The sequence below is a fragment of the Actinokineospora guangxiensis genome, from assembly GCF_042657845.1.
Lineage (GTDB): Bacteria > Actinomycetota > Actinomycetes > Mycobacteriales > Pseudonocardiaceae > Actinokineospora > Actinokineospora guangxiensis.
Genome location: NZ_JBHSKF010000001.1, coordinates 160,837 through 185,435 on the forward strand (window position 1 = coordinate 160,837; position 24,599 = coordinate 185,435).

A 24,599-nucleotide genomic window follows, 5' to 3' on the forward strand; every position below is an offset into this window, starting at 1 on the left:
AGACCCTGTGCAAAGACTGGGGACAAACTTGTTCGGCGTGTCGCGCCCGTTGCTCCGTTCGGCGTGTCGCCGCACCCCATCGCCCGGCCGGGTGACGCCGGCCTGTGGACAGAATTGTGGACAAGCAGAGCGCCCCTCCCACGGCCGCGGAAGGGGCGCTCTCGCCTGTCGCTGTCAGGTGGCGGAAACCACGATCGTGAACGCGACCGACACCTCGGGGTGCAGGCGGACGCTCACGGAGTGCTTGCCGACGGTCTTGATGTGACCGGACACCTGCACCGCGCGCTTGTCGAGCACGGGGCCACCCGCGCTCTTGACGGCGGAGACGATGTCGGCGTTGGTGATCGAGCCGAACAGCTTGCCCGAGCCCGCGGCGGCCTTGGCCTTCAGCGGGACGGTGCCGAGGTCGGCCAGCTTGGACTTGACCTCCTTGGCGTGGTCCAGGTCGCGGATGCGGCTGGCCTCCTGGGCGCGCCGGATGACCTGGACCTGCTTCTCGGCGCCCTTGGTCGCCAGGATCGCGTAGCCGCGGGGCAGCAGGTAGTTGCGGCCGTAGCCGTCCTTGACCTCGACGATGTCGCCGGGGCCGCCCAGGCCGCTCACGTCGGTGGTGAGGATGAGCTTCATGTCGTCCCCTCCTTAGCGCGCGGTCGAGGTGTAGGGCAGCAGAGCCACCTCACGGGAGTTCTTCACCGCGATGGCGATGTCGCGCTGGTGCTGCGAGCAGTTGCCCGTCACCCGGCGCGCGCGGATCTTGCCGCGGTCGGAGATGTACTTGCGCAGCAGCGTGGTGTCCTTGTAGTCGATGTTGACCGGACGCTGCTTCTTCTCGTCCTTGCAGAACACGCAAACCTTCTTCTTCGGCTTGCGGATGGGTGGCTTGGCCACGTCAGTACTCCTGGATAGCTAGAGCTCGTGGGAAGTTAGAAGGGCGGGTCGTCGTTGAAGCCACCGCCGCCGCCACCGCCGGAAGAGGCGGGCGGCGCGGAGCCCCACGGGTCGTCGGCGGGCGGGGCCGACGGGCCACCGCCGAAGCCGCCGCCACCGGAACCGCGGCTGACCTTGTTCACCTTGGCCGTGGCGTAGCGCAGCGAGGGACCGACCTCATCGACCTCAAGCTCGATCACGGTGCGCTTCTCGCCCTCGCGGGTCTCGAACGAACGCTGCTTGAGCCGCCCGCTCACGATGACCCGCGCGCCCCTGGTGAGGGACTCGGCCACGTTCTCCGCCGCCTGGCGCCAGATGTTGCAGCGCAGGAACAGCGCCTCGCCGTCCTTCCACTCGCCCGACGCCTTGTCGAAGGTGCGGGGGGTGGACGCGACGGTGAAGCTCGCCACGGCCGCCCCGGAGGGGGTGAACCGCAGCTCGGGGTCGGCGGTCAGGTTGCCGATGACGGTGATCGTCGTGTCGCCAGCCATTGCCCGCGCCTCAGGCGTTCTCGCGCCGCAGGACCTTGGTCCGCAGCACGGACTCCTGCAGCGAGAGCTGGCGGTCCAGCTCCTTGACGGCGTCGGGCTCCGAGTTGATGTCGAGGACGGCGTAGATGCCCTCGGTGTGCTTCTTGATCTCGAAGGCGAGGCGGCGCTTGCCCCAGATGTCGACCTTCTCCACGTTGCCGCCCGACGTGCGGATGACGTTCAGGAACGTCTCCAGCGACGGGGCGACGGTGCGCTCATCGAGTGTGGGGTCGAGGATGACCATGACCTCGTAATGACGCATGAAGACCACTCACCTCCTGTGGACTCGGCGGCCACGGACTTTCCGTGGCAGGAGGGTCTGCGCCGGTCAGCCTAACAAGCCCCCGTCAGGTCCTGCGCAGCACCCAGGTGCGCACGAGCGCGCCGGTCAGCACCGACAGCAGCAGCACAGCCGCGAGCACCGGGAAGGCCACCTGGCCGCGGCCCGCGCCGTCGACGGGCAGGGCCTGCGCGCCGCCCGCGGTGCTGATGCCGGGGTCGCCGCCGAGCAGGCCGAACTCGGGGCTGTAGCCGGGGACGCAGCCGGAAGCGCAGCCGTAGCGCTGGGCCGGGCTGGGCGCGAAGCGGCCCGCCTCGGCGACCGGGATGCCGCCGTAGTCGCGCGGCGGGGTGCGGGCGAACTGGGCCGGGTCGTACAGCGAGACCTCGTCGGGGCCCGCGTCGCCGCCGCCGACCGGCTGGGCGTTGGGGGTGGTCGACGGGTCGCCGCCGGGTGAGTGGCCGGGGGGCCCGGGGGGATCGGTGCGGCCGGGGACCTCGCCGGGGGTGTCGCCGGTGGGGTTGATCGCGCGCACCGCCATGCCGCAGCCGTCGGTGACCAGCTCGCGCACCGAGGCGGTGACGGCGTCGGCGGCCGGGGCGATCTCGCGCATCGGCGCGACCACCGCGACGACGGCTTCGGCGATGTCCTCCCCGGCGATCTCGCCCGCGCCGTCGGGCACGGTCCCGACCGGGATGCTCCCGCCGAGCGGGAACGCCAGGCCGACCGCGGCCGCCGCGAGCCCGCCCAGCTCGTCGCGCGCGGCCTTGGCCACCATGCGCGACACCGCGACCCGGGAGAGGTGCACGGGCTGACCGCGCAGGGCGTGGACGCTCTGCCCGCAGTCGACGGCGAGGAACGGCAGCGGCGCGGCCGCCGCGCCGGGTGCGGCGAGGAGGGCGGCCAGCGCGGCGGTCACGGCGACGCCGAACGACCTGCGCACGTCCTGGGGTCCTTCCGACTGGGCTGTGTGGTCGTCACCCTAGATCGTCGGTCAACCCTTGACGGATCAGGCGGCCGTTCGGCGCAGAACCCACGTGCGCACGAGGGCGGCGGTCACGCCGGAGAGGATCAGCACGGCCAGCAGCACCGGCAGCGCGATCCGGTTGCCGACCGGCCCGCCGATCGCCTCGGCGTGGCCCGCCGCCTGCACGCCGTCGCCGCCGGACTCGCCGCCGAGGATGCCGAACTCGGGGGTGTAGCCGGGCACCGCGCCGCCGTAGCGGACCGCCGGCGACGGGCTGAACAGGCCGGGCGAGAAGACCGGGATGCCGCCGTAGTAGTCGCGGGGGGCGCGGCCGAGGCCGTCGTAGAGCGGCGGGGTGCCGATGCCCGCGCCGCCGCCGAGGATCGGGTTGGAGACGCCGGGGACGCCGCCACCGCCGCCGCCGGGGTTGCCGCCGCCGGGCTGGTTGGGCGAGCCGCCGCCGGGGTTGCCGCCGCCGGGTGGGTTCGGCTGGCCGGGGCCAGGACCGGGGCCGGGGGCGCTGCCGCCGGGCAGCACCCGGCCGACGGTGCCCTCGACCACCTTGCCGACGGTCTCGCCGCCTTCCTGGACCGGTTCGGCCACGGCGTTGACCACGTCGACGACGATGCCGCAGCCGGTGGTCAGCGCGCCCTGGACCTGGGTGACGATGCCCGCGAGCGCCGGGCCGATCAGCGGCACCTTGGAGATGGCGCTCTTGATGCGCGGGACCGCGGCCGCGGCGATGGTGCCGCCGCCGATGGTGGTGTCCGCGTTCGGGATGACCCCCAGCGGGATGTTGCCCATGGTGCTGAGCGCGTCCTCGACGCCGCCTGCGAGGCCGGGGCCCAGCAGCGGCACCGCGCGCACGATGGAGAGCACCGGGCCGAGCACCGCGCTCGGCGCCAGCGAGATCGGGGTGCCGGGCGCGCCCTGGATGGAGGCCGCGCAGCTGCCCACCACGATGGGCTCGGCGGCCGCGGCCTGCGTCGCGCCCGCCACCAGGCCGGCCGACGCCCCACCCAGCACCAGGGCCAGGCCGGCCGCGATCGTCCGGACGCGCCGTCGCATGATCATCCTCCGGGGTACCCGCGAGTAGCTTCAATGATGAAAACGACGGTAACCCGGCCGCGTGACGCCGACCAGTGGAGATTCCCTACTTTCAGCTACGGGTGGCCCGGATGGAGCAGAGCGTGACCACGCATGGTCCGCAAACGCTCACCCCAGCAGGTGAGGGCTACCACACGACACCCCGGCGACTACGCTCGCGTCCCATGAGCATCGGCGCCCACGTCCGCGATGACGACCCCATCGGCGCAGCGCGCGAGCGCGGCGCTGAAGTCGTGCAGTTCTTCCTCTCCGACCCGCAGGGCTGGGCCGCCCCGGAGCCGCACCCGCAGACCGACGCGCTGCTGTCCGAGGACCTGACCGTCTTCATCCATTCGCCCTACCGGGTCAACTTGGCCAGCACGAACAACCGCATCCGCATCCCGTCCCGAAAGCTGGTGGTGCAGCACGCGGAGGGGGCGGCCAAGGTGGGGGCCAAGGGACTGGTCGTGCACGGCGGCCACGTCGTCAAGGACGCCGACCCCGCCGAGGGCCTGGTCAACTGGCGCAAGTTCTTCGAGCGGCAGAGCAAGGAGGGCGGGTTCGCGGTGCCGATCCTCATCGAGAACACCGCGGGCGGCGACAACGCCATGGCCCGCCGCTTCGACATGCTCGCCCGGCTGTGGGACGAGGTCGGCGAGTTCGGCGCCGGGTTCTGCCTGGACACCTGCCACGCCTTCGCCGCCGGTGAGGACCTGGTCGGGATCGTCGACCGGGTGAAGGCGATCACCGGGCGCATCGACCTGGTCCACCTGAACAGCTCCCGCGACGAGTTCGACTCGGCCCGCGACCGGCACGACAACATCCGCACTGGCACCATCGACGCCGAGCAGCTCGTGGCCGTCGTGGCGGCGGCGGGCGCGCCGGTCGTCGTGGAGACGCCGAGCGAGGGCCAGGCGGAGGACATCGCGTACCTGCGCGCCGCGCTCGGGCGGTGACCGGCGTGACCCCAGGAGTGACCGCATCAGGGAAGGCGGCGGCCGGCGTGCCCGATGGCTCCCCCGACCGGGAGAAGCCCGTGGTCGGCCTCGGCAGGGCGGCGCTGGCCGTGCTCGTCCTGATCTGCGGGTTCACCCTCTTCCTGGGGTTCGCGAACAAGGACCGCTGCACCGGCCCGGAGTTCGACGCGTGGGGCCGCAGCGGCCCGGACTTCGACACCCGCAAGTACATGGACGTCTGCTACTCCGACATCCAGTACCTCTGGATCGGCCGCGACATCGACAAGCACGTGTTCCCCTACGTGCACGGCGGCATCAACGAGCGCGGCGAGATGGTCGGCGGCGCGGTGGAGTACCCGGTGCTCACCGGCCTGATGATCTGGGCGGGCGCCCTCTTCGCCACCACCGACGCGGGCTTCCTGCTGTACTCGGCGCTGCTCATGGCCCCGTTCGGCCTGGCGACGGCGTGGCTGCTCGGCAGGCTCTCGCGCTGGCGGGCGCTGCTCTGGGCGCTGTCGCCGCCGATGGTGCTCTACGCCTTCCACAACTGGGAGCTGCCGGTCGTGGCGTGCGCGGTGGCGGCGGTCTACGTCGTGCACCGCGGCTGGGGCAAGCGCGGCGCCGACCGCCCGCTGCGCCAGCGCGCCTACGTCGCCGCGGCGCTGCTCGGCATCGGGTTCGCGTTCAAGATCTACCCGGCGATCTTCGTGCTGCCGCTGATGCTCTACGTGGTGACCGGCGGCGTGCGCGGCCGTGAGCTGCCCGAGGGCCGCACCAGCGACGTCCCCGGCATGGTCCGCACGGCGCTGGTGGCCATGGGCACCGCGGTCGCGGTCAACATCCCGTTCGCGGTGGCCGGGTTCAACGGCTGGCTGGCCTCGTTCGCCTTCCAGGGCATGCGCAAGGCCGACATCTCCTCGAACTCGATCTGGTTCTGGGCGCTGCGGCCGAGCTCCAACACCGACAACGCCGTCGTGCACGGGCTCATCGGCATCGCCTCACCGGTGTTCATGTTCGCCTCCTTCGGCGTGGCCTGCTACGTCGGCTGGTCGCGCTACCAGCGCGAGGGCACCTTCCCGTGGGTGGCGGTCTCGGCGGCGATGCTCTGCGGGTTCCTGCTGCTGCACAAGGTGCACTCGCCGCAGTACACGCTGTGGCTGGTGCCGATGTTCGTGCTCATGCGGATCAAGTGGGGCTGGATCATCGCCTACTTCTTCGCCGACCTGGCCATGGGCGTCGGCATCTTCCTGTGGTTCGGCGAGATCGCCGCCGACCGGCCCGCGGGCATCTACGACGGGTTCGCCGCGCAGGCGGTGATGGTCGGCGTGTGGGGCAGGGCCGGGCTGCTGATCGGGCTGTTCATCGCCTTCCTGGCGGCCCGCTCGACGGTCGACCCGCCGCTGATGACCCGCCAGGACGAGTTCCTGCCCGCCAAGAGCTAGACCAGCGCGGGCCGCGGGGTGAGCGCGCGCCTGCGGTGCACCAGCGTCTCGGTGGTGATGAGCAGCAGCGCCGCCCACACCATCGCGAAGCCGATCCAGCGGGCGGTGGTCATCTCCTCGCGGAAGACGAGCAGGCCGATGAGGAACTGCAGCGTCGGGGTCACGTACTGCAGCAGGCCCAGGGTCGCCATCGGCACCCGGGTGGCCGCGGCGCCGAAGAGCAGCAGCGGGATGACGGTGACCAGGCCGGTGGTGGCCAGCAGCACCGCGTGGCCCCAGCCGTGCGCGCCGAAGGTCGCCGTGCCCGATCCCGCCAGGAACACCAGGTAGCCGCCCGCCAGCGGCACCAGCAGCGCGGTCTCCATGGCCAGGCCCTCGACGGCGCCGATGTTCGCCTTCTTCTTCATCAGCCCGTAGGTGGCGAACGTGCCCGCCAGGGCCAGCGCCAGCCACGGCAGGTCGCCGTAGTCGATGGTCAGCTGCACCACGGCGGCGAACGCCACGACCAGCGCCGCCCACTGCACCCTGCGCAGGCGCTCACCGAGCAGCAGCACGCCGATCAGGATCGTGACCAGCGGGTTGATGAAGTAGCCCAGCGACACCTCGACGACGTGGCCGTTGTTCACGCCCCAGATGAACAGGATCCAGTTGACCCCGATCACCACGGCCCCGACGCCGATGAGCCCCATGGTCCGCCCGTCGCGCAGCACCGCCCGCAGCGCCGCCCACTTGCGCACGGCGACCAGCAGCGCCGCCACGGAGACCAGCGACCACAGCACCCGGTGCGCCAGCACCTCGACAGGCTCCGAGGGCGTCAGCAGCGGCCAGTAGAGCGGGAAGAACCCCCACGCCACGTACGCCCCGAGCCCGGCGAGAAAGCCGTTCTCCCGAGTGCCCACCGCACCCCTCCGATCATCCCACCCATCGTCACCTCTGAGGACACCGCTGTCGACCGAGTTGTTCCCGGAGTACCCCAGTTCATAGGACCCGCCGCCGGGCGGCCCCGGGCGTGCGTGCCGACCGGAAAGGCGCCGGTTCCACGTGGAACCAGCCGAGGTGGCCGTGCCCTTCGACTAGACGGGCGCCTCGGCCTTGCCTCGGGTGAACCGCTTGAGAGTGAACTTGTCGGGGGCGCCGTCCAGCACGCCGCCGATGGGGTCGTCGTCGCCGTGGGCGCGGACGAGGTCGCGGTCGGGCTTGTAGATCTCGATGACCACCAGGACGCAGAGGGCGATGACCGCGAGGCCGCGGGCGACCACGAAGCCGAGGAACCAGTCCTGCGGCAGCCCCTTGTTGTCGGTGCCCAGGTAGAAGAACATCCGGGGCGCCCACAGGGCGGCGTCGATCGCCATCCAGGCCAGCAGCGGTTTCCAGCGCGGGATGGCCAGGATCGCCAGCGGGACCAGCCACAGCGAGTACTGCGGGCTCCACACCTTGTTCGTCAGCAGGAACAGGGCGACCACCAGGAAGCACAGCTGCGCGACCCGGGGCCGCGTCGGCGCGTGCCAGGCGATGAACGCCACGCCCGCGCACGCGGCCAGGAACAGCAGCGCGGTGACCGTGTTGAGCACCGACGGCGGCTCCTTGAAGCCCAGGACGCCGTCGAAGCCCGGCCAGTTCAGCCACTGCATGATGACGTTGTAGATCGAGTCCGGGTCCGCGCCGCGGGTCGAGTTGAGGCGGAAGAACTCGCCCCAGCCCCGCGCGGTGTCCGGGTGCAGGAAGAACGGCGCGTTCACCGCCGCCCAGGTGCCGATCGCCGCCGCCGCGGTCAGCCACCACTCGCGCATCTTCCCCGAGCGCAGGCACAGCACCAGCAGCGGACCGAGGAGGAACAGCGGGTACAGCTTCGCCGCTCCGCCCAGGCCGAGGAGGATGCCTGCCAGGACGGGCCGCTTGCGCGCCCAGGCCAGCAGGGCGCACGCCGCGAACGCGGTCGGCAGCGTGTCGAAGTTGGTGAAGGCGTGCACGATGACCAGCGGTGACAGCGCGATGAACGCCGCGTCCCACTTGCGCCGCCGCGCGCACATCGCCACCGCCCACAGCGTGATCAGCCAGGCGAGGCCGAGCCAGACGGCGGTGATGTCGAAGTAGACGACCACTTCCAGGCCGGTCGGCAGCCAGCCCGACTTGGCGATCTCCACCCAGCCCTGCGCCATCTGGGCGTTGACCCACATGAACATGCCGGTCAGCACCGGGTACTCCATGTACCGCTCGTGCTGGGTGGGCTTGCCCTCGTCGTCGTACCACATGGTCGCGTACGGGAAGCCGCCCTTGTCCAGGCGCTCGGCCCCGTACAGCGGGACAATGTCGGAGTAGCACATGGCCACGAACTGCCTGCTGCCGCTCCAGTCCAGGCCGAGTGACCCGTCCTGGCCCGCGTTCTGCTGGATGCAGGCGGCCTTGCCGAACCAGCTCAGCGCCAGGGCGACCACGCCCAGCAGCAGCGCCACCCGCAGCGGCGTCCAGAACCAGTGCCTGCCGACCACCGCGTGCTCGCCGATCGGCCCGCCCAGCGGGATGCTGGCGTCGCGGCCCATCGACTCGGTCAGCGACGGGCGCACCCGCTCGTCGGGCCCGAGCGTCGCGGTGTCCGGCACGCCGGTGGACAGGCGTGCGTCCGGCTCCCCGACGGGCGACTCTCCAGCACCCCGCTCTTCACCTGGCACGGCGCGATGCTACGGCCTGCGGTGTTCGGGCGGCGTAGGAGTTCCTAGGGTCCGGGGAACGGGAGTCCCGGCCCGTCGTCGTCGTCGCCCGGCCTGCCCGGTCGGGTCCGCGTCGTCGTGGAGGTCTCCTCGCCGGGCTCGGTCGGCTCCGTGTCGGTCGGTTCCTCGGTGGTGGTCGTCGGTTCCTCGGTGGTGGTGGTCGGCTGCTCGGTGGTCGTGGTCGTCGGCTGCTCGGTGGTGGTCTGCGTCTGCGTCTCCACCTCGATCCGGCCGATCGGCTCGTACGGGCCGAAGTCGACCATGTCCGACTTCTCCAGGTAGCGGTCCATGAACAGCTTCCAGATCTCGCCCGGCAGACCGCTGCCGTAGATGATCGTGCCGTCGCCGTCGATCAGCCTGCGCTCGCTCTTGTCGCCGGTCAGCGAGACCGCCGCCGAGATCTGCGGGGTGTAGCCGACCATCCACGCCTTGGCGTTGTGCTTGGTCTCCACGCCCTCGGGGTTGACGTACTGGTGCGTGCCGGTCTTGCCCGCGCACTCGCGGCCGCCGCCGCAGCCGATGCCGGAGTACTCCGGGACGGGCAGCAGCGACTCGGTGACGTTGCGGGCGATCTTGGCGTTGGTGTCGCGGTCGGCGTCGAAGGCCAGCTTGTCCTGGTTGTCGGGGTGGATCGAGGCGTCGTAGACGATCTCGCCCTTGGCGTCGAGCACCTTGGCCACCAGGTGCGGGGCCCGGTAGGTGCCGTTCGCGGCGAAGGTCGCGTAGGAGGAGGCCATGTCGGTGGTGCTGACCAGCGTGTCGCCACCGCCGATGGCGATGTTGATGCTGCGGTCCTTGATCGGCACCCGGATGCCCGCCTGCTTGGCGGCCTCGGCGACGCCCTTGGGCCCGACGTCGTTGTAGACCATGTCGCTGAAGACGACGTTGAGCGATTCCTTCATCGCCTCGGCGACGGTGCACTGGCTGCCGCAGCGCGGCTGCGAGGCGTTGCGCACGATCTTGGTCTGCTGGCCCTCCGGCCCGAACGCCTTGGGCGTGCTGTCGTATATCTTGCCCAGGCCCTCACCGGTCTTGAGCAGCGCGACCAGGTCGAACGGCTTGAACGAGGAGCCCGGCTGCTGCAGCGCGGCGGCGAAGTCGAACTCCCAGCCGCGCTGGCCGCCGTAGTAGGCGCGGATCGCGCCGGTGTTCGGGTCGACGGCGACGAGGGCGGGGTGCAGGTTCTTCGGCTGGCCCTTCATCACCTCGGCGACGGCCTTCTCGGCGATCGTCTGGGCGCGCGGATCGATCGTCATGATGATCGTGTAGCCGCCCGCCTTGATCTCCTCCTCGGAGATGCCCTTGCCGGTCAGCTCCTCGAAGGCGAGCGCGGTGAGGCCCTTGCGCGGGCCGGGCAGCGCGGACTTGGTGTCCTCGGCCTTGACCGGGGTCGGGAACTCGCCCTTCTCGTCCGGGGTCATCCAGCCGAGGTCGACCATGCGCTTGGTGACGTAGTTCCAGCGCTGCTGCTGGTACTCGGGGTTGTTGGCCCGGCCCGGCGCCTGGATCATGCCCGCGAGCAGCGCGGCCTGCGACTTGGTGAGCTTCTTGATGTCGTCGAGGTTGAAGTAGGCCTTCGCCGCCGCGGCGGCGCCGTAGGCGCCCTTGCCGAAGTAGATCGTGTTCAGGTAGGCGGTGATGATCTCTTCTTTGTCGTAGGTCTCGCTCATCTTGTAGGCCTTGACGACCTCCTCCCACTTGCGCGCGAGGGTGGCGTCGTCCTGGCCGCTGGAGATCTTGATGTACTGCTGGGTGATGGTCGAGCCGCCGCCCGCCTCGCCCTTGATCTGCTTGAGCACCGCGCGGGCGATGCCCCCGAGGTCGAAGCCCGCGTTGGACTCGAAGGTGTCGTCCTCGGCGGCGTAGACCGCCTTCTTCATCTGGTCCGGGATCTGCTCGTAGGTGAGCATCTTCCGGTTGCCGCCGTCCTCGGCGACCTTGGTCATCTCGGTCTTGCCGTCGGCGTACTTGAAGGTGACGACCTGGTTCTGCTTCTGCGCGACGGACGCGGGGTCCTCGACCTCGACCATCTGGTAGGTGATGAAGAACGCCACCACCGGCATGACGATGCCCAGCGCCGTGCACACGTACGCCGTGCGGCGCACGCGCCGCCAGATCTTCTTGCGCCGGGCGAGCTTGGTGTCGCCCGCGGGCCGCTGCGGCTGGTCGTCGTAGTCGTCGTCGTAGCCTTGGTCGTAGAACGCCGCGTCGTCGTCGGGCTCGCGGTGGGTGAGCAGCGAGGGCTCGGGCTTGGGGCGGTCGGTCGATGGCTGGCGCAGCAGAACCGTCGGGTCCTGCGCGGGGTCGCGTCGGGGGGGACCGCCGGGGGCTCCAGGGCCGCCGGGGCCGGTGGGGCCGCCAGGTCCGCCAGGACCGCCAGAGCCGTTCGGGCCACCCGGAGAGCGGAAGCCGGGCGGCGGGGTGCCGGGTCCGCCCATGGGCGGCCTGCCGGGTCCGGGCCTGCCAGGTCCGCCGGGGCCGTTCGGCCCGCCGGGACCACTGGGACCACTGGGACCGCCAGGACGACCAGGGCCGCCAGGCGCACCGGGACCGCCAAATCCACCGGGACCGCCGGGACCGCCGGGGCGCCCGGGGCCACCAGCGGGCATCGGCGGACGACCGCCGGGGCCCTGGTGGGCGGGGCCCTGACCGGGCCCTTGCCTGCCGGGGCCCTGCGGACCGGGCTGGCCCGGCCTGCCCGGCTGCCCGGGGGGCGGACCGGCGGGCGGCCTGCCCTGCGGCGGCGGCGGGCGGTGCTGGGCCGGGCGCGACGGCTGGCTGCCGCGCTCGTCGTCGAACTGCGGGCTCCAGAACCCGGTGCGCTCCTCCGGAGCGTGACCGGAGTCCGGATCGTCGCCGGCGGGCCAGTCGGGCTCATCCCGCCGGTGGCGGTCACGGTGGTCGTTCACGCAAAGCCTCCAGATCGGCGCCCCGGTTCGGGGGCGTCGTCGTGCCCGGCGGACCGCGCGGGCGCGACTCTCGCCGCGCCGGTCACTCGGCCGCCGTCTTCCTGCGGTTTCCCGGGGCGCGCACGCCCCCGGTCCCCAGGACGTATGACTGCACCAGGTGGTTCCAGGAACAGGTGCGGCAAACCTCGACGACGTGCACGGTGAACTCCGAGAACGCCGTGGCCATCCTGGTCAGCTCGTCCGGGGTGCGGGCCGAGCCCGCCAGGTGTTTGATCTCGTCGCCGTAGACCCAGCTCACCCTGGTGAGCTGCTCCTTGCGACAGACCGGGCAGGCCACGTCCGTCGGGTCGCCGTGGAACTTGGCCGCCCGCAGCAGGTAGGGGTTGGCGTCGCACACCTCGGAGGTGCCGACCCGGCCCGCGTGGACGTCCGCGAGCAGCGTCCTGCGCTGCAACGCGTAATCCACCACCTGCCGCTGGGTTCGCACGACCGACAGCGTACGCGGGCCCAATATCACGGTGCCGGTCCGATCGGCCGAGACGACATGCGTGAAACGGCCGAATCCGGGTATCAATACCCCCTGACCGGCCCGGTTGCCGGATCTCCCACCCGGCGTGGCCATGGCCACAGGCGCTCAAGTTGTGTGCGGGCTGATGTATCGGCACGATATAGTGAGTCGGTAGGTCAAGCAGCTCTCGTCCGTGCGCGCAGGAGGTGGCCCGTGCTCGACTTCGCGATCCTCGGGCTGCTGCACGAAGCCCCGATGCACGGCTACGAGCTGCGGAAACGACTGCACGACGTGCTCGGCGCCTGGCGGACGTTCTCCTACGGGTCGCTCTACCCGACGCTGCGGCGGCTGCTGCGCGCCGGGCTGATCGCCGAGGAGGCGCCCGACCCGAGGAAGTGGGGCGGGCGCGCCAAGCGGGTCTACAAGCTCACCGCCGACGGCAAGGAGCACTTCGCCGGGATGCTCGCCGACGCGGGCCCCCAGACCTGGGACGACGAGAGCTTCGGCGTGCACATGGCCTTCTTCTCGCGCACACCCGCCGAGGTCAGGATGCGCATCCTGGAGGGCAGGCGCCGTTGCGTCGAGGAGCGCAGGGAGGGCTTCCGCAGCTCCATGTCCCGAGCGGGTGAGCAGATCGACCGCTACACCCGCGAGCTGCACCGCCTCGGCCTGGAGACCAGTGAGCGCGAGGTCCGCTGGCTCAACGAGCTGATCGCCAACGAGCAGCGCGAACAGCGCGAAGCGGACTGACCGACCAGGGCCGGACTGACACGCGCCACCACGGGCAGCACCACCTAAGCGGCAGCAAGGGCGCTGCCACCAGGCACTACACCGCGCACCGCGCGGGCTACAAGGAGAAGGGAATCCGACATGGGCGGTAACCGCCGGAAGGTGCGGGTGGCCATCGTCGGCGTCGGGAACTGCGCCGCGTCGCTCGTCCAGGGTGTGCACTACTACCGCGACGCCGATCCGGCGACGCGGGTGCCGGGTCTGATGCACGTGCAGTTCGGCGACTACCACGTCGGCGACGTCGAGTTCGTCGCCGCGTTCGACGTCGACGCCAAGAAGGTCGGCCGCGACCTGTCCGAGGCGATCGTGGCCAGCGAGAACAACACGATCAAGATCTGCGACGTGCCCCCGCTCGGGGTCACCGTGCAGCGCGGGGCCACCCACGACGGGCTGGGCGAGTTCTACCGCCAGATCATCACCGAGTCCGACGAGGAGGCCGTCGACGTCGTCGCCGCGCTCCGCGAGGCCGAGGTCGACGTGATGGTGTCCTACCTGCCGGTGGGCTCCGAGGACGCCGACCGCTACTACGCGCAGTGCGCCATCGACGCGGGCGTGGCCTTCGTCAACGCCCTGCCGGTGTTCATCGCCTCGGACCCGGAGTGGGCGGCGAAGTTCACCGAGGCGGGCGTGCCGATCGTCGGCGACGACATCAAGTCCCAGGTCGGCGCCACCATCACCCACCGGGTCATGGCCAAGCTGTTCGAGGACCGCGGGGTCGAGCTGCAGCGCACCTACCAGCTCAACTTCGGCGGCAACATGGACTTCATGAACATGTTGGAGCGCAGCCGCCTGCAGTCGAAGAAGATCTCCAAGACGCAGTCGGTGACCTCCCAGATCCCGCACGAGATGGCCAAGGCCGACGTGCACATCGGCCCGTCGGACCACGTCCCGTGGCTCGACGACCGCAAGTGGGCCTACGTGCGCCTGGAGGGCCGCTCCTTCGGTGACACCCCGCTGAACCTGGAGTACAAGCTGGAGGTCTGGGACTCCCCGAACTCCGCGGGTGTCATCATCGACGCGGTCCGCGCCGCCAAGATCGCGCTGGACCGCGGCATCGGCGGCCCGATCCTGTCGGCGTCGTCCTACTTCATGAAGTCCCCGCCGGAGCAGTACTCCGACGACGACGCCTTCGAGGCCGTCGAGGCGTTCATCCGCGGTGACGTGGAGCGCTAGGCCGAACGCGCCCCGGGGGGCCGCCACCTGACGGGTGGCGGCCCCCCTGCCTGTGGAGCAGGGTTGGGAAGCGAGTGTTAGTCGCGCGTTCACCGGGATGACCGCCGCTCATGGCCTGCGGCTCCTAGGTTCGCGCCGTTCCCGACCCACCACGGCCGCCCACGCCCGGACGGCCACGAGGAGGCACCGTGTCGTCTGACGGCCGGATTCCCTTGCCCCTGCTCCCCACCACGCCCCCGACCGGCCGTGCCGCGGTGACCTGCGAATACCGCTGTGGCAACGCCTGCGCCCACGAGGCGCCCAACACCTCCGGCAACGAGTACTTCGGCGACGTCGTGCGCGGGATCGTCTCCCGCCGCGGCATGCTGAAGGCCGGAGCCGTGCTCGGCATCGCGGGCGCGGGCATCGCCGCCACCGGCGGAGCCGCCGCCGCGGCGCCCGGCGCTCCCGGCCGTGGCCACGGCCCCAAGCCGCCGCGCGGACTGGACTTCGAGCCCGTGGCCCCCAACCGCCTCGACGCCCTCGTCCCCCCGCGCGGCTACCGCCAGGACATCGTCATCCGCTGGGGCGACCCGGTGCTGCCCGGCGCCCCGCGCTTCGACTTCCACAACCAGACCGCGGCCGCGGCCAACAAGCAGTTCGGCTTCAACAACGACTTCTGCGGCCTGGTGCCGCTGCGCCGCGACGCGTGGCTCATGGTCAGCAACCACGAGTACACCACCGAGACGTTCATGTTCACCGACTACGACCCGGCCAACCCGACCCGCGAGCAGGTCGAGATCGCCTGGGCCAGCCACGGCCTGTCGGTGGTCGTCATCGAGCGCGACAAGCGCTCCGGCACGGTCAAGGCGAAGGTGGACCGCCACTACAACCGCCGCCACCCGCTCACCGCGCCGTTCACCGTCTCCGGCCCGGTCGCGGGCAGCGACCTGCTCAAGACCACCGCCGACCCGACCGGGCGGCTGGTGCTCGGCACGCTCAACAACTGCGCGGGCGGCGTCACGCCGTGGGGCACGATCCTGACCGGTGAGGAGAACTTCAACCAGTACTTCGCCAACGCCGACCAGGTCACCGACCCGGTGGTGAAGGCCCGCATGGCCCGCTACGGCTTGTCGGGCGGCGCGAGCGGCCGCAAGTGGGAGCGCTTCGACGACCGCTGGGACCTGGCCAAGGAGCCCAACGAGGCCAACCGCTTCGGCTGGATCGTCGAGATCGACCCGTACGAGCCCGACGCCAAGCCGGTCAAGCACACGGCGCTGGGCCGCTTCAAGCACGAGGGCGCCAACGTCCACGTCGCGCGCGACGGCCGCGTCGTGGCCTACATGGGCGACGACGAGCGCTTCGACTACATCTACAAGTTCGTCTCCCGCCACCGCATGCTGCCCGGCAACAGCCGCTGGGCGCGTCACCACAACAAGAAGCTGCTCACCGAGGGCACGCTCTACGTCGCGAAGTTCACCGGCGACTCCCCTGCCTCGGAGATCGACGGCACCGGGACGCTGCCCTCCGACGGGGAGTTCGACGGCAGCGGGAAGTGGATTCCGCTGGCCTCGGGCCGCACATCGTTCGTGCCGGGGATGTCGGCCGAGGAGGTCTACGTCTTCACCCGCCTGGCGGCGGACAAGGTCGGCGCGACCAAGATGGACCGCCCCGAGGACGTCGAGCCCAACCCGCGCGACGGCCGCGTCTACGCGGCGCTGACCAACAACACCGACCGCGGCAAGGCGGGCAAGGAGGGCGCGACCGAGATCAACCCGCGCAACGCCAACCGCCACGGCCACGTCCTGGAGTGGGAGGAGCACCGCGGCGACAACACCGCCACCACCTTCCGCTGGCGCCTGCTGCTGGTCTGCGGCGACCCGAACTCCCCGGACACCTACTTCGGCGGATACGACAAGACCCAGGTCAGCCCCATCTCCTGCCCGGACAACCTGGCCTTCGACAAGTACGGCAACCTCTGGGTCTCCACCGACGGCAACGCCCTGGGCGCCAACGACGGCCTGTTCGCGACCACCACCACGGGTCGCGAGCGCGGGCACCTCAAGCAGTTCCTCACCGTCCCCGTCGGCGCCGAGACCTGCGGCCCGGTCGTCACCGAGGACTTCGTGCTCGTCTCCGTCCAGCACCCCGGCGAGGTCGACGGCGCCGACGCCAACAACCCGGCCTCGCACTGGCCCGACGGCGGCGACTCCCAGCCCCGGCCGTCGGTCGCGGTGATCTGGAAGCCCGGCCGCGAGATCGGCACCTGATCAGTGCTGAGTGGACGGGTGCCCGCGGCGCGGCTCGCCGCGGGCACCCGCCCGCCACCGGCCTAGGCTGACCGGCATGACGCTCGCCCTCATCACCGGCGCCTCCCGCGGCATCGGCGCCGCCGCGGCCAGGTCCCTGCACGGCACCCACGACCTGCTGCTCGGCGGCCGCGACGCCGACGCCCTGGCCAAGGTCGCCGCCGAGCTGCCCGGGTCCACCCCGTGGCCGGTCGAGCTGACCGACCCCGCCGCCCTCGCCGAGGCCGTCCGCGGCATCGACCGCCTCGACCTGCTGGTCCACTCCGCCGGCGTCGGCCGAGTCGGCCCCCTCGCCGACGCCGACGCCGCCCTCTGGCGCCACACCTACGACGTCAACGTCGTCGCCGTCGCCGAGCTGACCCGCCTGCTGCTCCCGGCCCTGCGCGCGGCCAAGGGCCGCGTCATCCTCATCAACTCCGGCGCGGGCCGCACCGCCCACCCCGGCTGGGGCCCCTACGCCGCCAGCAAGTTCGCCCTGCGCGCCTACGCCGACGTCCTGCGCGGCGAGGAACCCGACCTCCGCGTCACCACCGTCTACCCCGGCCGCACCGACACCGACATGCAGCGCACCGTCCGCACCGACGAGGGCGGCGCCTACGAACCCGACCGCTACCTGCGCCCGGAATCCGTCGCCGCCGCCATCCACCACGCCGCCACCGCCCCGGCCGACGCCCACCTCACCGAGATCGTCATCCGGCCGAGCTGACCCGGTCGATCGCGGGAACCGGCGGGGTGCCGGTTCCCGTGGTCGGACTACCCGCGCAGACGACCCGTGATCTCCACCGTCGCGCGCTGGGCCTCGTGGCGGTCGACCTTCGTGGACTCGCCCTCGGCGACCACGTGCTCGCCCGCCACCCACACGTCGCTGACCGTGCGCGAGCCCGCCGCCCACACCAGGTTCGCGATCAGCTGCTCGTCCGGCACGTCGACCCCGCCCGCGAAGGCCGGGTCGTCCACGCCGATGTGGACCAGGTCGGCCCAGGTGCCCGGCTCCAGGGAGCCGATGTCGTCGCGGTGCAGCGCCGCCGCGCCGCCGCGGGTCGCCAGGAGCAGGACGTCGGCGGCGCCCAGGATCGTGGAGTCCATTCGGGACACCCGGGCGATCATCGCCGTCCAGCGCATCTCCTCCCACAGGTCCAGGTCGTCGTTGCTGGCCGGGCCGTCGGTGCCCAGGCCCAGCGGGACGCCCGCGGTCAGCAGGTCGGGGACGCGGGCGATGCCGGAGGCGAGTTTCGCGTTGGAGCCCGCGCAGTGGGCCACCGAGACGCCGTGGCGGGCGAAGAGGGCGATGTCGTCGTCGGAGAGGTGGACGGCGTGGGCGGCGAGGACGCGGCCGCCGAGCAGGCCCGTCTTCTCCAGCAGGGTGGGGACGGTGCCGTGCGCCTCGCGCTGGGCCACGTCCTCCTGCAGGGACTCGGCCACGTGGACCTGGACCAGCGCGCCGCGGGAGCGGGCCTGCTCGCCGACGGCGGTCAGCGCCTCCGGAGGCAGGGTGTAGGCCGAGTGCGGGCCGTAGCCGATCTCGATCCGGTCGCCGGGGCCGAAGCGCAGGCCGTCGGTGTCGATCCAGGCGCCCGCCTCGGCGGTCTGCGCCTTCCAGTCCCAGCCGGGGGCGTCGATGATCGCGGGGGCGAGCACGGCGCGGGCGCCGGTCTCCAGCACCGCGGAGGCGACCTCGGCGCAGTGGAAGTACATCTCGGCCGAGGTGGTCACGCCTGCGCGCAGCATCTCCACCGAGCCCAGGAGCATGCCCGCGCGCACGTCGGCCGGGGTCATCCGCGCCTCGGCGGGCCAGATGACCTCGGTCAGCCAGCGCATCAGGGGCAGGTCGCCGCCCATGCCGCGCAGCACCGTCATCGGGCTGTGCGCGTGGGTGTTGACCAGGCCCGGCATCAGGATGCCGGTCAGCAGGCGCTCGGGTCCCTCGTGCGGCGGGGCCTCGGCGGCGGGGCCGCAGTAGGCGACGCGGCCGTCGACGACGTCCACGACGGCGTCGCGGAGGACGGTGCAGGACGGGTCACAGGGCAGGACGGCGGGGGCACGCAGGCGCATCCCCGCATCCTGCCAAGATCTCAGCGCCGGTGGAAAGCCGGTCGGCCCGGCACGTCCGAAGCCCGCACGTACGCCTCGGGGGCGTGCTCGACGGTCACGCCCGCCGCGTCGAAGGAGTGCAGCACCGCGCGGTTGAGCTCCAGCGCCACCCGCTCGCGCCACAGGGTGCGCTCGGAGGTCGTGTCGAGGCCGAGGTGCGCGGCGATGACCGGGGCCATCGCGTAGGCGTCGTCGTCGGCCAGGACGTCCTCGCCGATCGCGCGGCTGAGGTACACGCCGTTGTAGGGAGCGGCCGGGTAGTCGATCCCGCCGATGGTCAGGCACATGTTGCTGATCACCGGCACGGCGTGCCAGCGCAGGCCGAGGTCGGCGAGCCAGGGCAGCTCGGGGTGGGCGACGCCCACCTCCAGCACGGTGTCGCGGGGCAGCGGGTGCACCACGACGCCCTCGTGGTCGGTCTCCACGACCAGCGGCAGGTGGTCGAACCGGCCGCGGGTGCTCGGCGGGCGCCAGCCGAGGCGGCACACGCCGGTGGTGAAGTCGGCGTAGCGGCGGTCGCCGACGATGCCGTCGGCCATCCGGTACCCGGCGTAGCGGACCAGCTGGTCGTTGCGGATGCGCGGGCCCGGCCGCCACGGGGTGTCGGGGGCGAAGACGGTGACCATCGGGCGCACCTCGCCGTCGCCTGCGGCCATCACCAGGTGCTTGGCGCAGTGCACCGCGACGGCGGCGGAGTCGCGAACCTGGCGCAGGTCGCGCACGAGGATGCCGCGCCATGGCACGTCCTGCGGGCACCAGCCGCTCTCGCGCAGCGCGACCCGGGCGCCGAAGGCCAGCTCGGCGGGGGTGTGCCGGTAGGTGCCGGTGGCGGCGATCTCGGCTCTGACCTTGGCCATGCGCGTGTCGATGTCGCCCGCTTTGGGGCGGACGGCGTGGAACTCCCGCAGGAACTCGGCGGCGTCGGCGAGCAGCGGGTTCCGCGCCGACCGTGCCGAGAGGGTCGCCGGGTCGTCGCGCAGAGCGGTCACATCACTGATATCGGTACCGGGGACCGTCGACTCGACTACTCGATAGCGTGGTGTCGTGACGAGTTACGTCACGTTCTGTCAACCGGTCACTCGAACGAACATCAGATCGCGGGAGATCCGACCTTCCTCGTTCGCCCGGGACTCGAACTTCGTCACCGGCCGCCACGCCGGCCGCGGCGCCCAGCCGCCGGGCTCGTCGGCGTGCTGGTTGCGCAGCAGCGGCTCGCCGGAGAGCACCTCCATCATCTGCTCGGCGTAGTCCGCCCAGTCGGTGGCCATGTGCACGACCGCGCCCGGGGCCAGGCGGGAGGCGACCAGCGCGACGAACGCGGGCCGCACCAGCCTGCGCTTGTGGTGGCGCTTCTTGGGCCACGGGTCCGGGAAGTACAGCCGCAGCCCGGCCAGCGAGCCCGGCGCGATGTGCCGTTCGAGCAGGTCGAGCGCGTCGCCGCGCAGCAGCCGCAGGTTGCTCAGCTCCAGCGCCTCGGCGCGCAGCAGCAGTTGCGCCAGGCCCGGCTGGTAGACCTCCACGGCGAGGTAGTTCAGCTCGGGCGCGGCCGCGGCCAGCTGCGAGGTCGTCTCGCCCATGCCGGAGCCGATCTCCAGCAGGACGGGCGCCTCGCGGCCGAACCACGCGGCGGTGTCGAGCGGGCCGTCGGGCAGGTCGCCGATCTGGCGGCCCAGCTCCGGCCAGCGGCGCTGCCAGGCGCGCTCCTGGCCGACGGTCATCCGGCCGCCGCGGTGCACGAAGCTGACGACGGAACGGCGGTGCTGGTCGGTCGGTGTCACCCCGGCAGCCTGCCAGGTCAGGGGCGGATGGACTCCAATCGGGCCAGGTTCGCGCGCAGGTCGCCCAGCCCGGCCACCGCGATCGGCGGCGGCGGCGTCCCGGCGTGCACGGCGACGACGTCGATCCAGCCGCCGTGGCGGTCGGTGTGCGCCAGCGTCGTGGGCACGCCGGGCACGCCCAGCGCCCGCTCCGACGGCATGAACTCCCAGTAGCCGGTGTCGCCGTCGATGCCCCAGGGCACGAACACCCACCCCGGCCGCGCCGCCAGCAGCTTGGCCACGCGGTCTTCCACGGCGAAGCCCTCGCGGCGCGAGCGCAGCGCCCCGGCCGCGACCGCGCGCAGCCACCACGGCGACGGCAGGGCCGGGTTGGCCAGGGACGCGGCCCGGTACAGGGCGAGCACCCTGGCCTCGGGGGCCCGGTGCAGCCAGGACAGGCGCGCGTCCGCGGGCGCCGTGGCGGGTCGGCCCGCGGGCTGTTCGATGGCGTCGGACCACTCCAGCCCGATGAGGGGTTCGACGTGCACTCCGCCGCGGCTCTGCGGCGATGACGAGGACTGCCGAGGGATCTCGGCGTTGATCACCGTCAAGGTTCACCTCCGGGGGCTCTTGACGGGCTCTCAGCACCAATACGACCAGTTTCTTATCCTCATTGTCCGCATTGTGTGAACGACCTCACCACCGCTTAACGTGTATTTAATCGAGCCGCTCGCCGCGCGAAACCGACTCTCTCGACCGAGCAGTGAAAATTGCCACTCCAGGTGGAAACATGCAGGACAGACGGGGCGGAGCCCGGGTCCGCTCCCCGATAGGCGGACCCGGGCTCCGTCATTTCCCCCGGCTGGTCGGTCGCTCCCCGAATAGGCGGCCGACCGGTGGATCTCAGGCGTCGCGCTTCTTGGCCACCACCAGTGCCGCGACCAGCAGCGCCACGGCGACACCGGCGAAATAGGCGAACGAGGCCCACGGGCCGAGCGGGCGGCCCTCCAGCGGGCCCTGCAGGAACTGCTCGGTCATCGCGAACGGCATCCAGGTGCGGATCTCCGCGCCCACCTGCGGGATGAGCGAGACCAGGTTCTCCACCAGCATCGACCAGATCAGCACCACCGCGATCGCCCCGGCGGACTGGCGCAGCATGATCCCGACGGCCACGGAGATCACCGCGGCAACGGTGAACACCAGCGGCACCCCGAGGACCATCCGCCAGGCGTCGGCGCTGTTCAGCGCCAGGTTCGCGTCCGGGATCAGCGTCCAGCCCACGGCCAGCGAGCCGAACGCCGCGGCCAGGCCGATCAGCAGCGCCAGCGCCGCGACGACCCCGGTCTTGGCCAGCAGCGCCGCGGTGCGGTTGGGCACCGCGAGGAAGGTCGCGCGGATGGTGGAGAAGCGGTACTCGGTGGTGACCGCGAGCGCGGCCATCACCATGACGACCATCAGGCCGAACTGGTAGCCGAGCTGGGTGTGCCACACCTCGACGTCGGCGGGCGAACTGGAGTTCAGCGCGAAGATGACCGCGAACCCGGTGGTCAGCCCGAGCGCCAGCACCGTCGACCACCACGGCGAACGCGTGGTGAGCAGCTTGATGCGCTCGGTGGCGATCAGGGTGGCCATTACGCGTCCCTCCGGTTCGCGGTGACGATGGAGGCGATGAGCAGGATGAGCGCGAAGCCCGCGAAGTAGGCCAGCGACCACCACGGGCTCAGCTCCGCGGTCGAGACGGGCGGGCCGAACATCGCGTCGCGGTTGTTGGGGTCCGGGTCGCCGGTGACGAAGTTGTTGGCCACGTTGAACGGCAGCCACTTGTAGATGTCGTCGCCGATGTTCGGGATGAGCTGCACCAGGCCCTCGACCAGCTGCGAGTAGATCAGCAGCAGCGAGATCGCGCCCGCGGAGTGGCGCACGAAGGTGCCCACCGCGACGGCGATGACCGCGGAGAAGAAGTAGATCAGCCCGACGCCCGCGACCGCCCGCCACGAGTAGGCGGAGTCCAGCGCGAGCTGCGCGTCGGGGGTGATCAGCTTGGCGATGCCCAGCGAGCCGAAGGCGGCCAGCGTGCCGATGACGGCGCCGAGGGTGGCCACGACGACGGTCTTGGCCAGCAGCGCCGCCGTGCGGTTGGGCACCGCGAGGAAAGTCGCGCGGATGGTGGAGAAGCGGTACTCGGTGGTGATGGCCAGCGCGGCCATCACCATGATCACCACAACGCCGAAGTTGTAGCCGAACTGGGTGGCGGCCAGGCTCATCGGCACGTCGGAGTCCGATGTGGCCGCCATCAGCGCGGCGAAGCCGATGGTCAGGGCGAGCGCGGCCAGAGCCGACCACCACGGCGAGCGGGTGGTGAAGAGCTTGATGCGCTCGACGGCGAGCAAGGTCATGTCGTCACTTCCCCGCGGCGATCAGGTCGGCGGCGTTCGCGCCGTCGATGTCGGTGTGGTACTCCACGGAGTCACCCGTGAGCTGCATGAACGCCTCCTCCAGCGAGCCGCGCTGCGGGGCCAGCTCGTGCAGCACGACGCCGTTGGCCGCGGCCAGCTCGCCGATGTCGGCACTCTCCATGCCGGACACGACCAGGCTGTCGCCCTCGTCGCGCAGCGAGACCCCGGTGCGGCCCAGCGCGCTGCGCAGGGCGGCCAGCTGCGGGCTGCGCACGCGGACGGTGTTCTCGGTGGCGGCGGCGACGAACTCCTCGGTGCTGCTGTGCGCGATGAGCCTGCCCCGGCCGATCACGATCAGGTCCTGGGCGGTGAGCGCCATCTCCGAGAGCAGGTGGCTGGAGACGAAGACGGTCTTGCCGTCGGCGGCCAGGCGGTGCATGAACTTGCGGATCCAGAGGATGCCCTCGGGGTCCAGGCCGTTGACCGGCTCGTCGAAGAGCAGCACCTCGGGGTCGCCGAGCAGCGCCGCGGCGATGCCCAGGCGCTGGGACATGCCGAGGGAGAAGCCGCCCGCGCGCTTGTTGGCCACCGCGCCGAGGCCGACCAGGTCCAGCACCTCGTCCACGCGCTTGGCGGGCAGCTTGTTGGACTTGGCCATCCAGCGCAGGTGGCCGCGGGCGCTGCGGTTGGGGTGCACCCACTTGGCGTCGAGCAGGGCGCCCACGGTGCGCAGCGGATGCTTCAGCTCGGCGTAGCGCTTGCCGTCGATGAGCGCGGTGCCGCCGCTGGGGGTGTCCAGTCCGAGGATCATCCGCATCGTGGTGGACTTCCCGGCGCCGTTCGGTCCGAGGAAGCCGGTCACGCGACCCGGCGTGACGGTGAAAGAGAGGTTGTCGACGGCCAGCGTCTTGCCGTACCGCTTGCTGAGGCCCCTTGCCTCGATCATGGTGTGGCTCCTCGGTTCATTGCCTGTGGGTGTCCCCTGGGCGGTTACCGCCCCCCCGGCGGCATCGGACCCATCGTGTCCCGTCCCCCGGTCCCACGGCGTCGTCCTGCGGTAGGTACCTCGGGTCAGCTTCCGGGAGTAGCTTCGCGCAGTCGCGGGATCGGGACCAATCGGTGACGACCCTGACCCCGACCCTGATCCGGTACCCCGGGGTCGGGGTGGCGCGAGTTAATGAACAGTGGTTCAATAACGGCGTGGCCCGGCCGAAGACGATCTCCGACGAGCGCATCCTGGATGCGTCGGCGCAGGTCATCAGCCGGGTGGGACCGGGTTTCACGCTGGCCATGGTGGCCGGGGAGGCGGGGGTGTCGGTCGGCACGGTCGCCGGTCGCTTCGGCTCCAAGGCCGGGCTGCTGCGCGCCCTGACCGAGCACACCACCGCCACCGTCGCCGCCGACATGCGCGCCGCCTTCGACGCGCAGGTCGAGCCGGTCGACGGCCTGCGCGCCGCGCTCGTCCACACCTACCTGAACCTCGGCGACGCCGAGCAGGCGGGCAACAACCTGTCCCAGCTCGGCGTCGACCTGCAGGACCCCGTCCTGCGGGAGCTGCTGGGCCTGCACTACGCCGCCATGCGGGAGGAACTGCTGCGCGCCTGCCGCGCCGCCGCGCCCGCGCTGCCGGGCATGCCCGCCCCGGAGCGGGCCGCGCGCGTGCTGCTGTCGCTGGCCAACGGCGCCTGCGTGGACTGGTCCATCCGACCACTGGGGACCCTGGCCGACCGGCTGGGCGACGACGTCGACGCGGTGCTGGACGCCTGGCGCCGCTGTGAGGAGCGCACATGAG

24 protein-coding genes are annotated in these 24,599 nt (G+C 71.7%); 7 read left to right on the forward strand and 17 right to left on the reverse strand.

Annotated elements, in window-relative coordinates; all coding sequences use genetic code 11:
• Positions 1–174: 174 nt before the first annotated feature.
• From rplI to ACFPM7_RS00815, 6 genes are all read right to left on the reverse strand, one after another.
• Positions 175–627: a 50S ribosomal protein L9 gene (gene rplI / locus ACFPM7_RS00790; protein WP_378242632.1), complete on the reverse strand. Its 453-nt coding sequence runs from the start codon at positions 625–627 to the stop codon at positions 175–177.
• Positions 628–639: 12 nt separating this feature from the next.
• Positions 640–888, reverse strand: coding sequence for a 30S ribosomal protein S18 (gene rpsR / locus ACFPM7_RS00795; RefSeq protein ID WP_378242634.1), 249 nt, complete (start codon positions 886–888; stop codon positions 640–642).
• Positions 889–923: 35 nt separating this feature from the next.
• Positions 924–1,418 carry a single-stranded DNA-binding protein gene (locus tag ACFPM7_RS00800; protein ID WP_378242636.1) on the reverse strand — a complete coding sequence of 165 codons (495 nt, stop codon included), beginning with the start codon at positions 1,416–1,418 and terminating at the stop codon, positions 924–926.
• Positions 1,419–1,428: 10 nt separating this feature from the next.
• On the reverse strand, positions 1,429–1,719 hold the full coding sequence (rpsF, locus tag ACFPM7_RS00805) for a 30S ribosomal protein S6 (protein WP_378242638.1): 291 nt from the start codon (positions 1,717–1,719) through the stop codon (positions 1,429–1,431).
• Between the two features lie 85 nt (positions 1,720–1,804).
• A complete protein-coding gene (locus tag ACFPM7_RS00810; RefSeq protein WP_378242640.1) occupies positions 1,805–2,680 on the reverse strand; it encodes a hypothetical protein in 876 nt (291 codons plus the stop codon).
• 66 nt (positions 2,681–2,746) lie between these two features.
• On the reverse strand, positions 2,747–3,772 hold the full coding sequence (locus tag ACFPM7_RS00815) for a hypothetical protein (protein WP_378242642.1): 1,026 nt from the start codon (positions 3,770–3,772) through the stop codon (positions 2,747–2,749).
• A gap of 203 nt (positions 3,773–3,975) precedes the next feature.
• Between ACFPM7_RS00815 and ACFPM7_RS00820 the strand changes: the two genes are divergently transcribed.
• Positions 3,976–4,746: a deoxyribonuclease IV gene (locus ACFPM7_RS00820; protein ID WP_378242644.1), complete on the forward strand. Its 771-nt coding sequence runs from the start codon at positions 3,976–3,978 to the stop codon at positions 4,744–4,746.
• Positions 4,743–6,188, forward strand: coding sequence for a glycosyltransferase family 87 protein (locus tag ACFPM7_RS00825; RefSeq protein ID WP_378242646.1), 1,446 nt, complete (start codon positions 4,743–4,745; stop codon positions 6,186–6,188). Before ACFPM7_RS00820 ends, ACFPM7_RS00825 begins: the two co-directional genes overlap by 4 nt.
• On the opposite strand, the gene rarD is transcribed toward ACFPM7_RS00825, so the two are convergent.
• The 4 genes from rarD to ACFPM7_RS00845 all read right to left on the reverse strand — a co-directional run bounded on the left by rarD (position 6,185) and on the right by ACFPM7_RS00845 (position 12,292).
• The gene (gene rarD, locus ACFPM7_RS00830; protein ID WP_378242648.1) at positions 6,185–7,087 is read right to left on the reverse strand and encodes an EamA family transporter RarD; all 903 of its coding nucleotides are present in this window, start codon (positions 7,085–7,087) and stop codon (positions 6,185–6,187) included. The two genes, ACFPM7_RS00825 and rarD, sit on opposite strands and share 4 nt — an antisense overlap.
• A gap of 174 nt (positions 7,088–7,261) precedes the next feature.
• Positions 7,262–8,857 (reverse strand): glycosyltransferase family 87 protein, encoded by a 1,596-nt coding sequence (locus ACFPM7_RS00835; RefSeq protein WP_378242650.1) that lies wholly within the window; start codon positions 8,855–8,857, stop codon positions 7,262–7,264.
• Positions 8,858–8,901: 44 nt separating this feature from the next.
• On the reverse strand, positions 8,902–11,334 hold the full coding sequence (locus ACFPM7_RS00840; protein ID WP_378242652.1) for a transglycosylase domain-containing protein: 2,433 nt from the start codon (positions 11,332–11,334) through the stop codon (positions 8,902–8,904).
• 553 nt (positions 11,335–11,887) lie between these two features.
• A complete protein-coding gene (locus ACFPM7_RS00845) occupies positions 11,888–12,292 on the reverse strand; it encodes a DUF5318 domain-containing protein (protein ID WP_378242654.1) in 405 nt (134 codons plus the stop codon).
• A gap of 234 nt (positions 12,293–12,526) precedes the next feature.
• Between ACFPM7_RS00845 and ACFPM7_RS00850 the strand changes: the two genes are divergently transcribed.
• From ACFPM7_RS00850 to ACFPM7_RS00865, 4 genes are all read left to right on the forward strand, one after another.
• On the forward strand, positions 12,527–13,063 hold the full coding sequence (locus ACFPM7_RS00850) for a PadR family transcriptional regulator (RefSeq protein WP_378242656.1): 537 nt from the start codon (positions 12,527–12,529) through the stop codon (positions 13,061–13,063).
• 120 nt (positions 13,064–13,183) lie between these two features.
• Positions 13,184–14,275, forward strand: coding sequence for an inositol-3-phosphate synthase (locus ACFPM7_RS00855; RefSeq protein ID WP_378242658.1), 1,092 nt, complete (start codon positions 13,184–13,186; stop codon positions 14,273–14,275).
• A 188-nt stretch (positions 14,276–14,463) separates the two neighbouring features.
• The gene (locus ACFPM7_RS00860; RefSeq protein ID WP_378242660.1) at positions 14,464–16,524 is read left to right on the forward strand and encodes a PhoX family protein; all 2,061 of its coding nucleotides are present in this window, start codon (positions 14,464–14,466) and stop codon (positions 16,522–16,524) included.
• Between the two features lie 67 nt (positions 16,525–16,591).
• The gene (locus ACFPM7_RS00865; protein WP_378243792.1) at positions 16,592–17,269 is read left to right on the forward strand and encodes an SDR family oxidoreductase; all 678 of its coding nucleotides are present in this window, start codon (positions 16,592–16,594) and stop codon (positions 17,267–17,269) included.
• A gap of 47 nt (positions 17,270–17,316) precedes the next feature.
• Here the strand turns inward: ACFPM7_RS00865 and ACFPM7_RS00870 are convergent, their stop codons facing one another.
• From ACFPM7_RS00870 to ACFPM7_RS00900, 7 genes are all read right to left on the reverse strand, one after another.
• Positions 17,317–18,615 carry an amidohydrolase family protein gene (locus tag ACFPM7_RS00870; protein ID WP_378242662.1) on the reverse strand — a complete coding sequence of 433 codons (1,299 nt, stop codon included), beginning with the start codon at positions 18,613–18,615 and terminating at the stop codon, positions 17,317–17,319.
• Positions 18,616–18,635: 20 nt separating this feature from the next.
• Positions 18,636–19,643 carry a nitric oxide synthase oxygenase gene (locus ACFPM7_RS00875; protein ID WP_378242664.1) on the reverse strand — a complete coding sequence of 336 codons (1,008 nt, stop codon included), beginning with the start codon at positions 19,641–19,643 and terminating at the stop codon, positions 18,636–18,638.
• Between the two features lie 78 nt (positions 19,644–19,721).
• Positions 19,722–20,372 (reverse strand): tRNA (guanosine(46)-N7)-methyltransferase TrmB, encoded by a 651-nt coding sequence (trmB, locus tag ACFPM7_RS00880; RefSeq protein WP_378243794.1) that lies wholly within the window; start codon positions 20,370–20,372, stop codon positions 19,722–19,724.
• A gap of 77 nt (positions 20,373–20,449) precedes the next feature.
• Positions 20,450–21,013, reverse strand: a complete 564-nt coding sequence (locus tag ACFPM7_RS00885) for a hypothetical protein (RefSeq protein ID WP_378243796.1) — start codon at positions 21,011–21,013, stop codon at positions 20,450–20,452.
• 301 nt (positions 21,014–21,314) lie between these two features.
• The gene (locus ACFPM7_RS00890; RefSeq protein ID WP_378242666.1) at positions 21,315–22,043 is read right to left on the reverse strand and encodes a hypothetical protein; all 729 of its coding nucleotides are present in this window, start codon (positions 22,041–22,043) and stop codon (positions 21,315–21,317) included.
• Positions 22,043–22,807, reverse strand: a complete 765-nt coding sequence (locus ACFPM7_RS00895; protein ID WP_378242668.1) for an ABC transporter permease — start codon at positions 22,805–22,807, stop codon at positions 22,043–22,045. Before ACFPM7_RS00895 ends, ACFPM7_RS00890 begins: the two co-directional genes overlap by 1 nt.
• Positions 22,808–22,811: 4 nt before the next feature.
• Positions 22,812–23,753, reverse strand: a complete 942-nt coding sequence (locus tag ACFPM7_RS00900) for an ABC transporter ATP-binding protein (RefSeq protein ID WP_378242670.1) — start codon at positions 23,751–23,753, stop codon at positions 22,812–22,814.
• Between the two features lie 254 nt (positions 23,754–24,007).
• Between ACFPM7_RS00900 and ACFPM7_RS00905 the strand changes: the two genes are divergently transcribed.
• Positions 24,008–24,598, forward strand: coding sequence for a TetR/AcrR family transcriptional regulator (locus ACFPM7_RS00905; protein ID WP_378242672.1), 591 nt, complete (start codon positions 24,008–24,010; stop codon positions 24,596–24,598).
• Position 24,599: the final 1 nt, after the last annotated feature.

Coding starts and splice junctions, on each gene's coding strand:
- rplI (WP_378242632.1), bottom strand. CDS start 627: ATGAAGCTCATCCTCACCACCGACGTGAGCGGCCTGGGCGGCCCCGGC.
- ACFPM7_RS00800 (WP_378242636.1), bottom strand. CDS start 1,418: ATGGCTGGCGACACGACGATCACCGTCATCGGCAACCTGACCGCCGAC.
- rpsF (WP_378242638.1), bottom strand. CDS start 1,719: ATGCGTCATTACGAGGTCATGGTCATCCTCGACCCCACACTCGATGAG.
- ACFPM7_RS00815 (WP_378242642.1), bottom strand. CDS start 3,772: ATGCGACGGCGCGTCCGGACGATCGCGGCCGGCCTGGCCCTGGTGCTG.
- ACFPM7_RS00820 (WP_378242644.1), top strand. CDS start 3,976: ATGAGCATCGGCGCCCACGTCCGCGATGACGACCCCATCGGCGCAGCG.
- ACFPM7_RS00840 (WP_378242652.1), bottom strand. CDS start 11,334: ATGGGCGGACCCGGCACCCCGCCGCCCGGCTTCCGCTCTCCGGGTGGC.
- ACFPM7_RS00855 (WP_378242658.1), top strand. CDS start 13,184: ATGGGCGGTAACCGCCGGAAGGTGCGGGTGGCCATCGTCGGCGTCGGG.
- ACFPM7_RS00870 (WP_378242662.1), bottom strand. CDS start 18,615: ATGCGCCTGCGTGCCCCCGCCGTCCTGCCCTGTGACCCGTCCTGCACC.
- trmB (WP_378243794.1), bottom strand. CDS start 20,372: ATGACCGTCGGCCAGGAGCGCGCCTGGCAGCGCCGCTGGCCGGAGCTG.
- ACFPM7_RS00890 (WP_378242666.1), bottom strand. CDS start 22,043: ATGGCCACCCTGATCGCCACCGAGCGCATCAAGCTGCTCACCACGCGT.
- ACFPM7_RS00895 (WP_378242668.1), bottom strand. CDS start 22,807: ATGACCTTGCTCGCCGTCGAGCGCATCAAGCTCTTCACCACCCGCTCG.
- ACFPM7_RS00900 (WP_378242670.1), bottom strand. CDS start 23,753: ATGATCGAGGCAAGGGGCCTCAGCAAGCGGTACGGCAAGACGCTGGCC.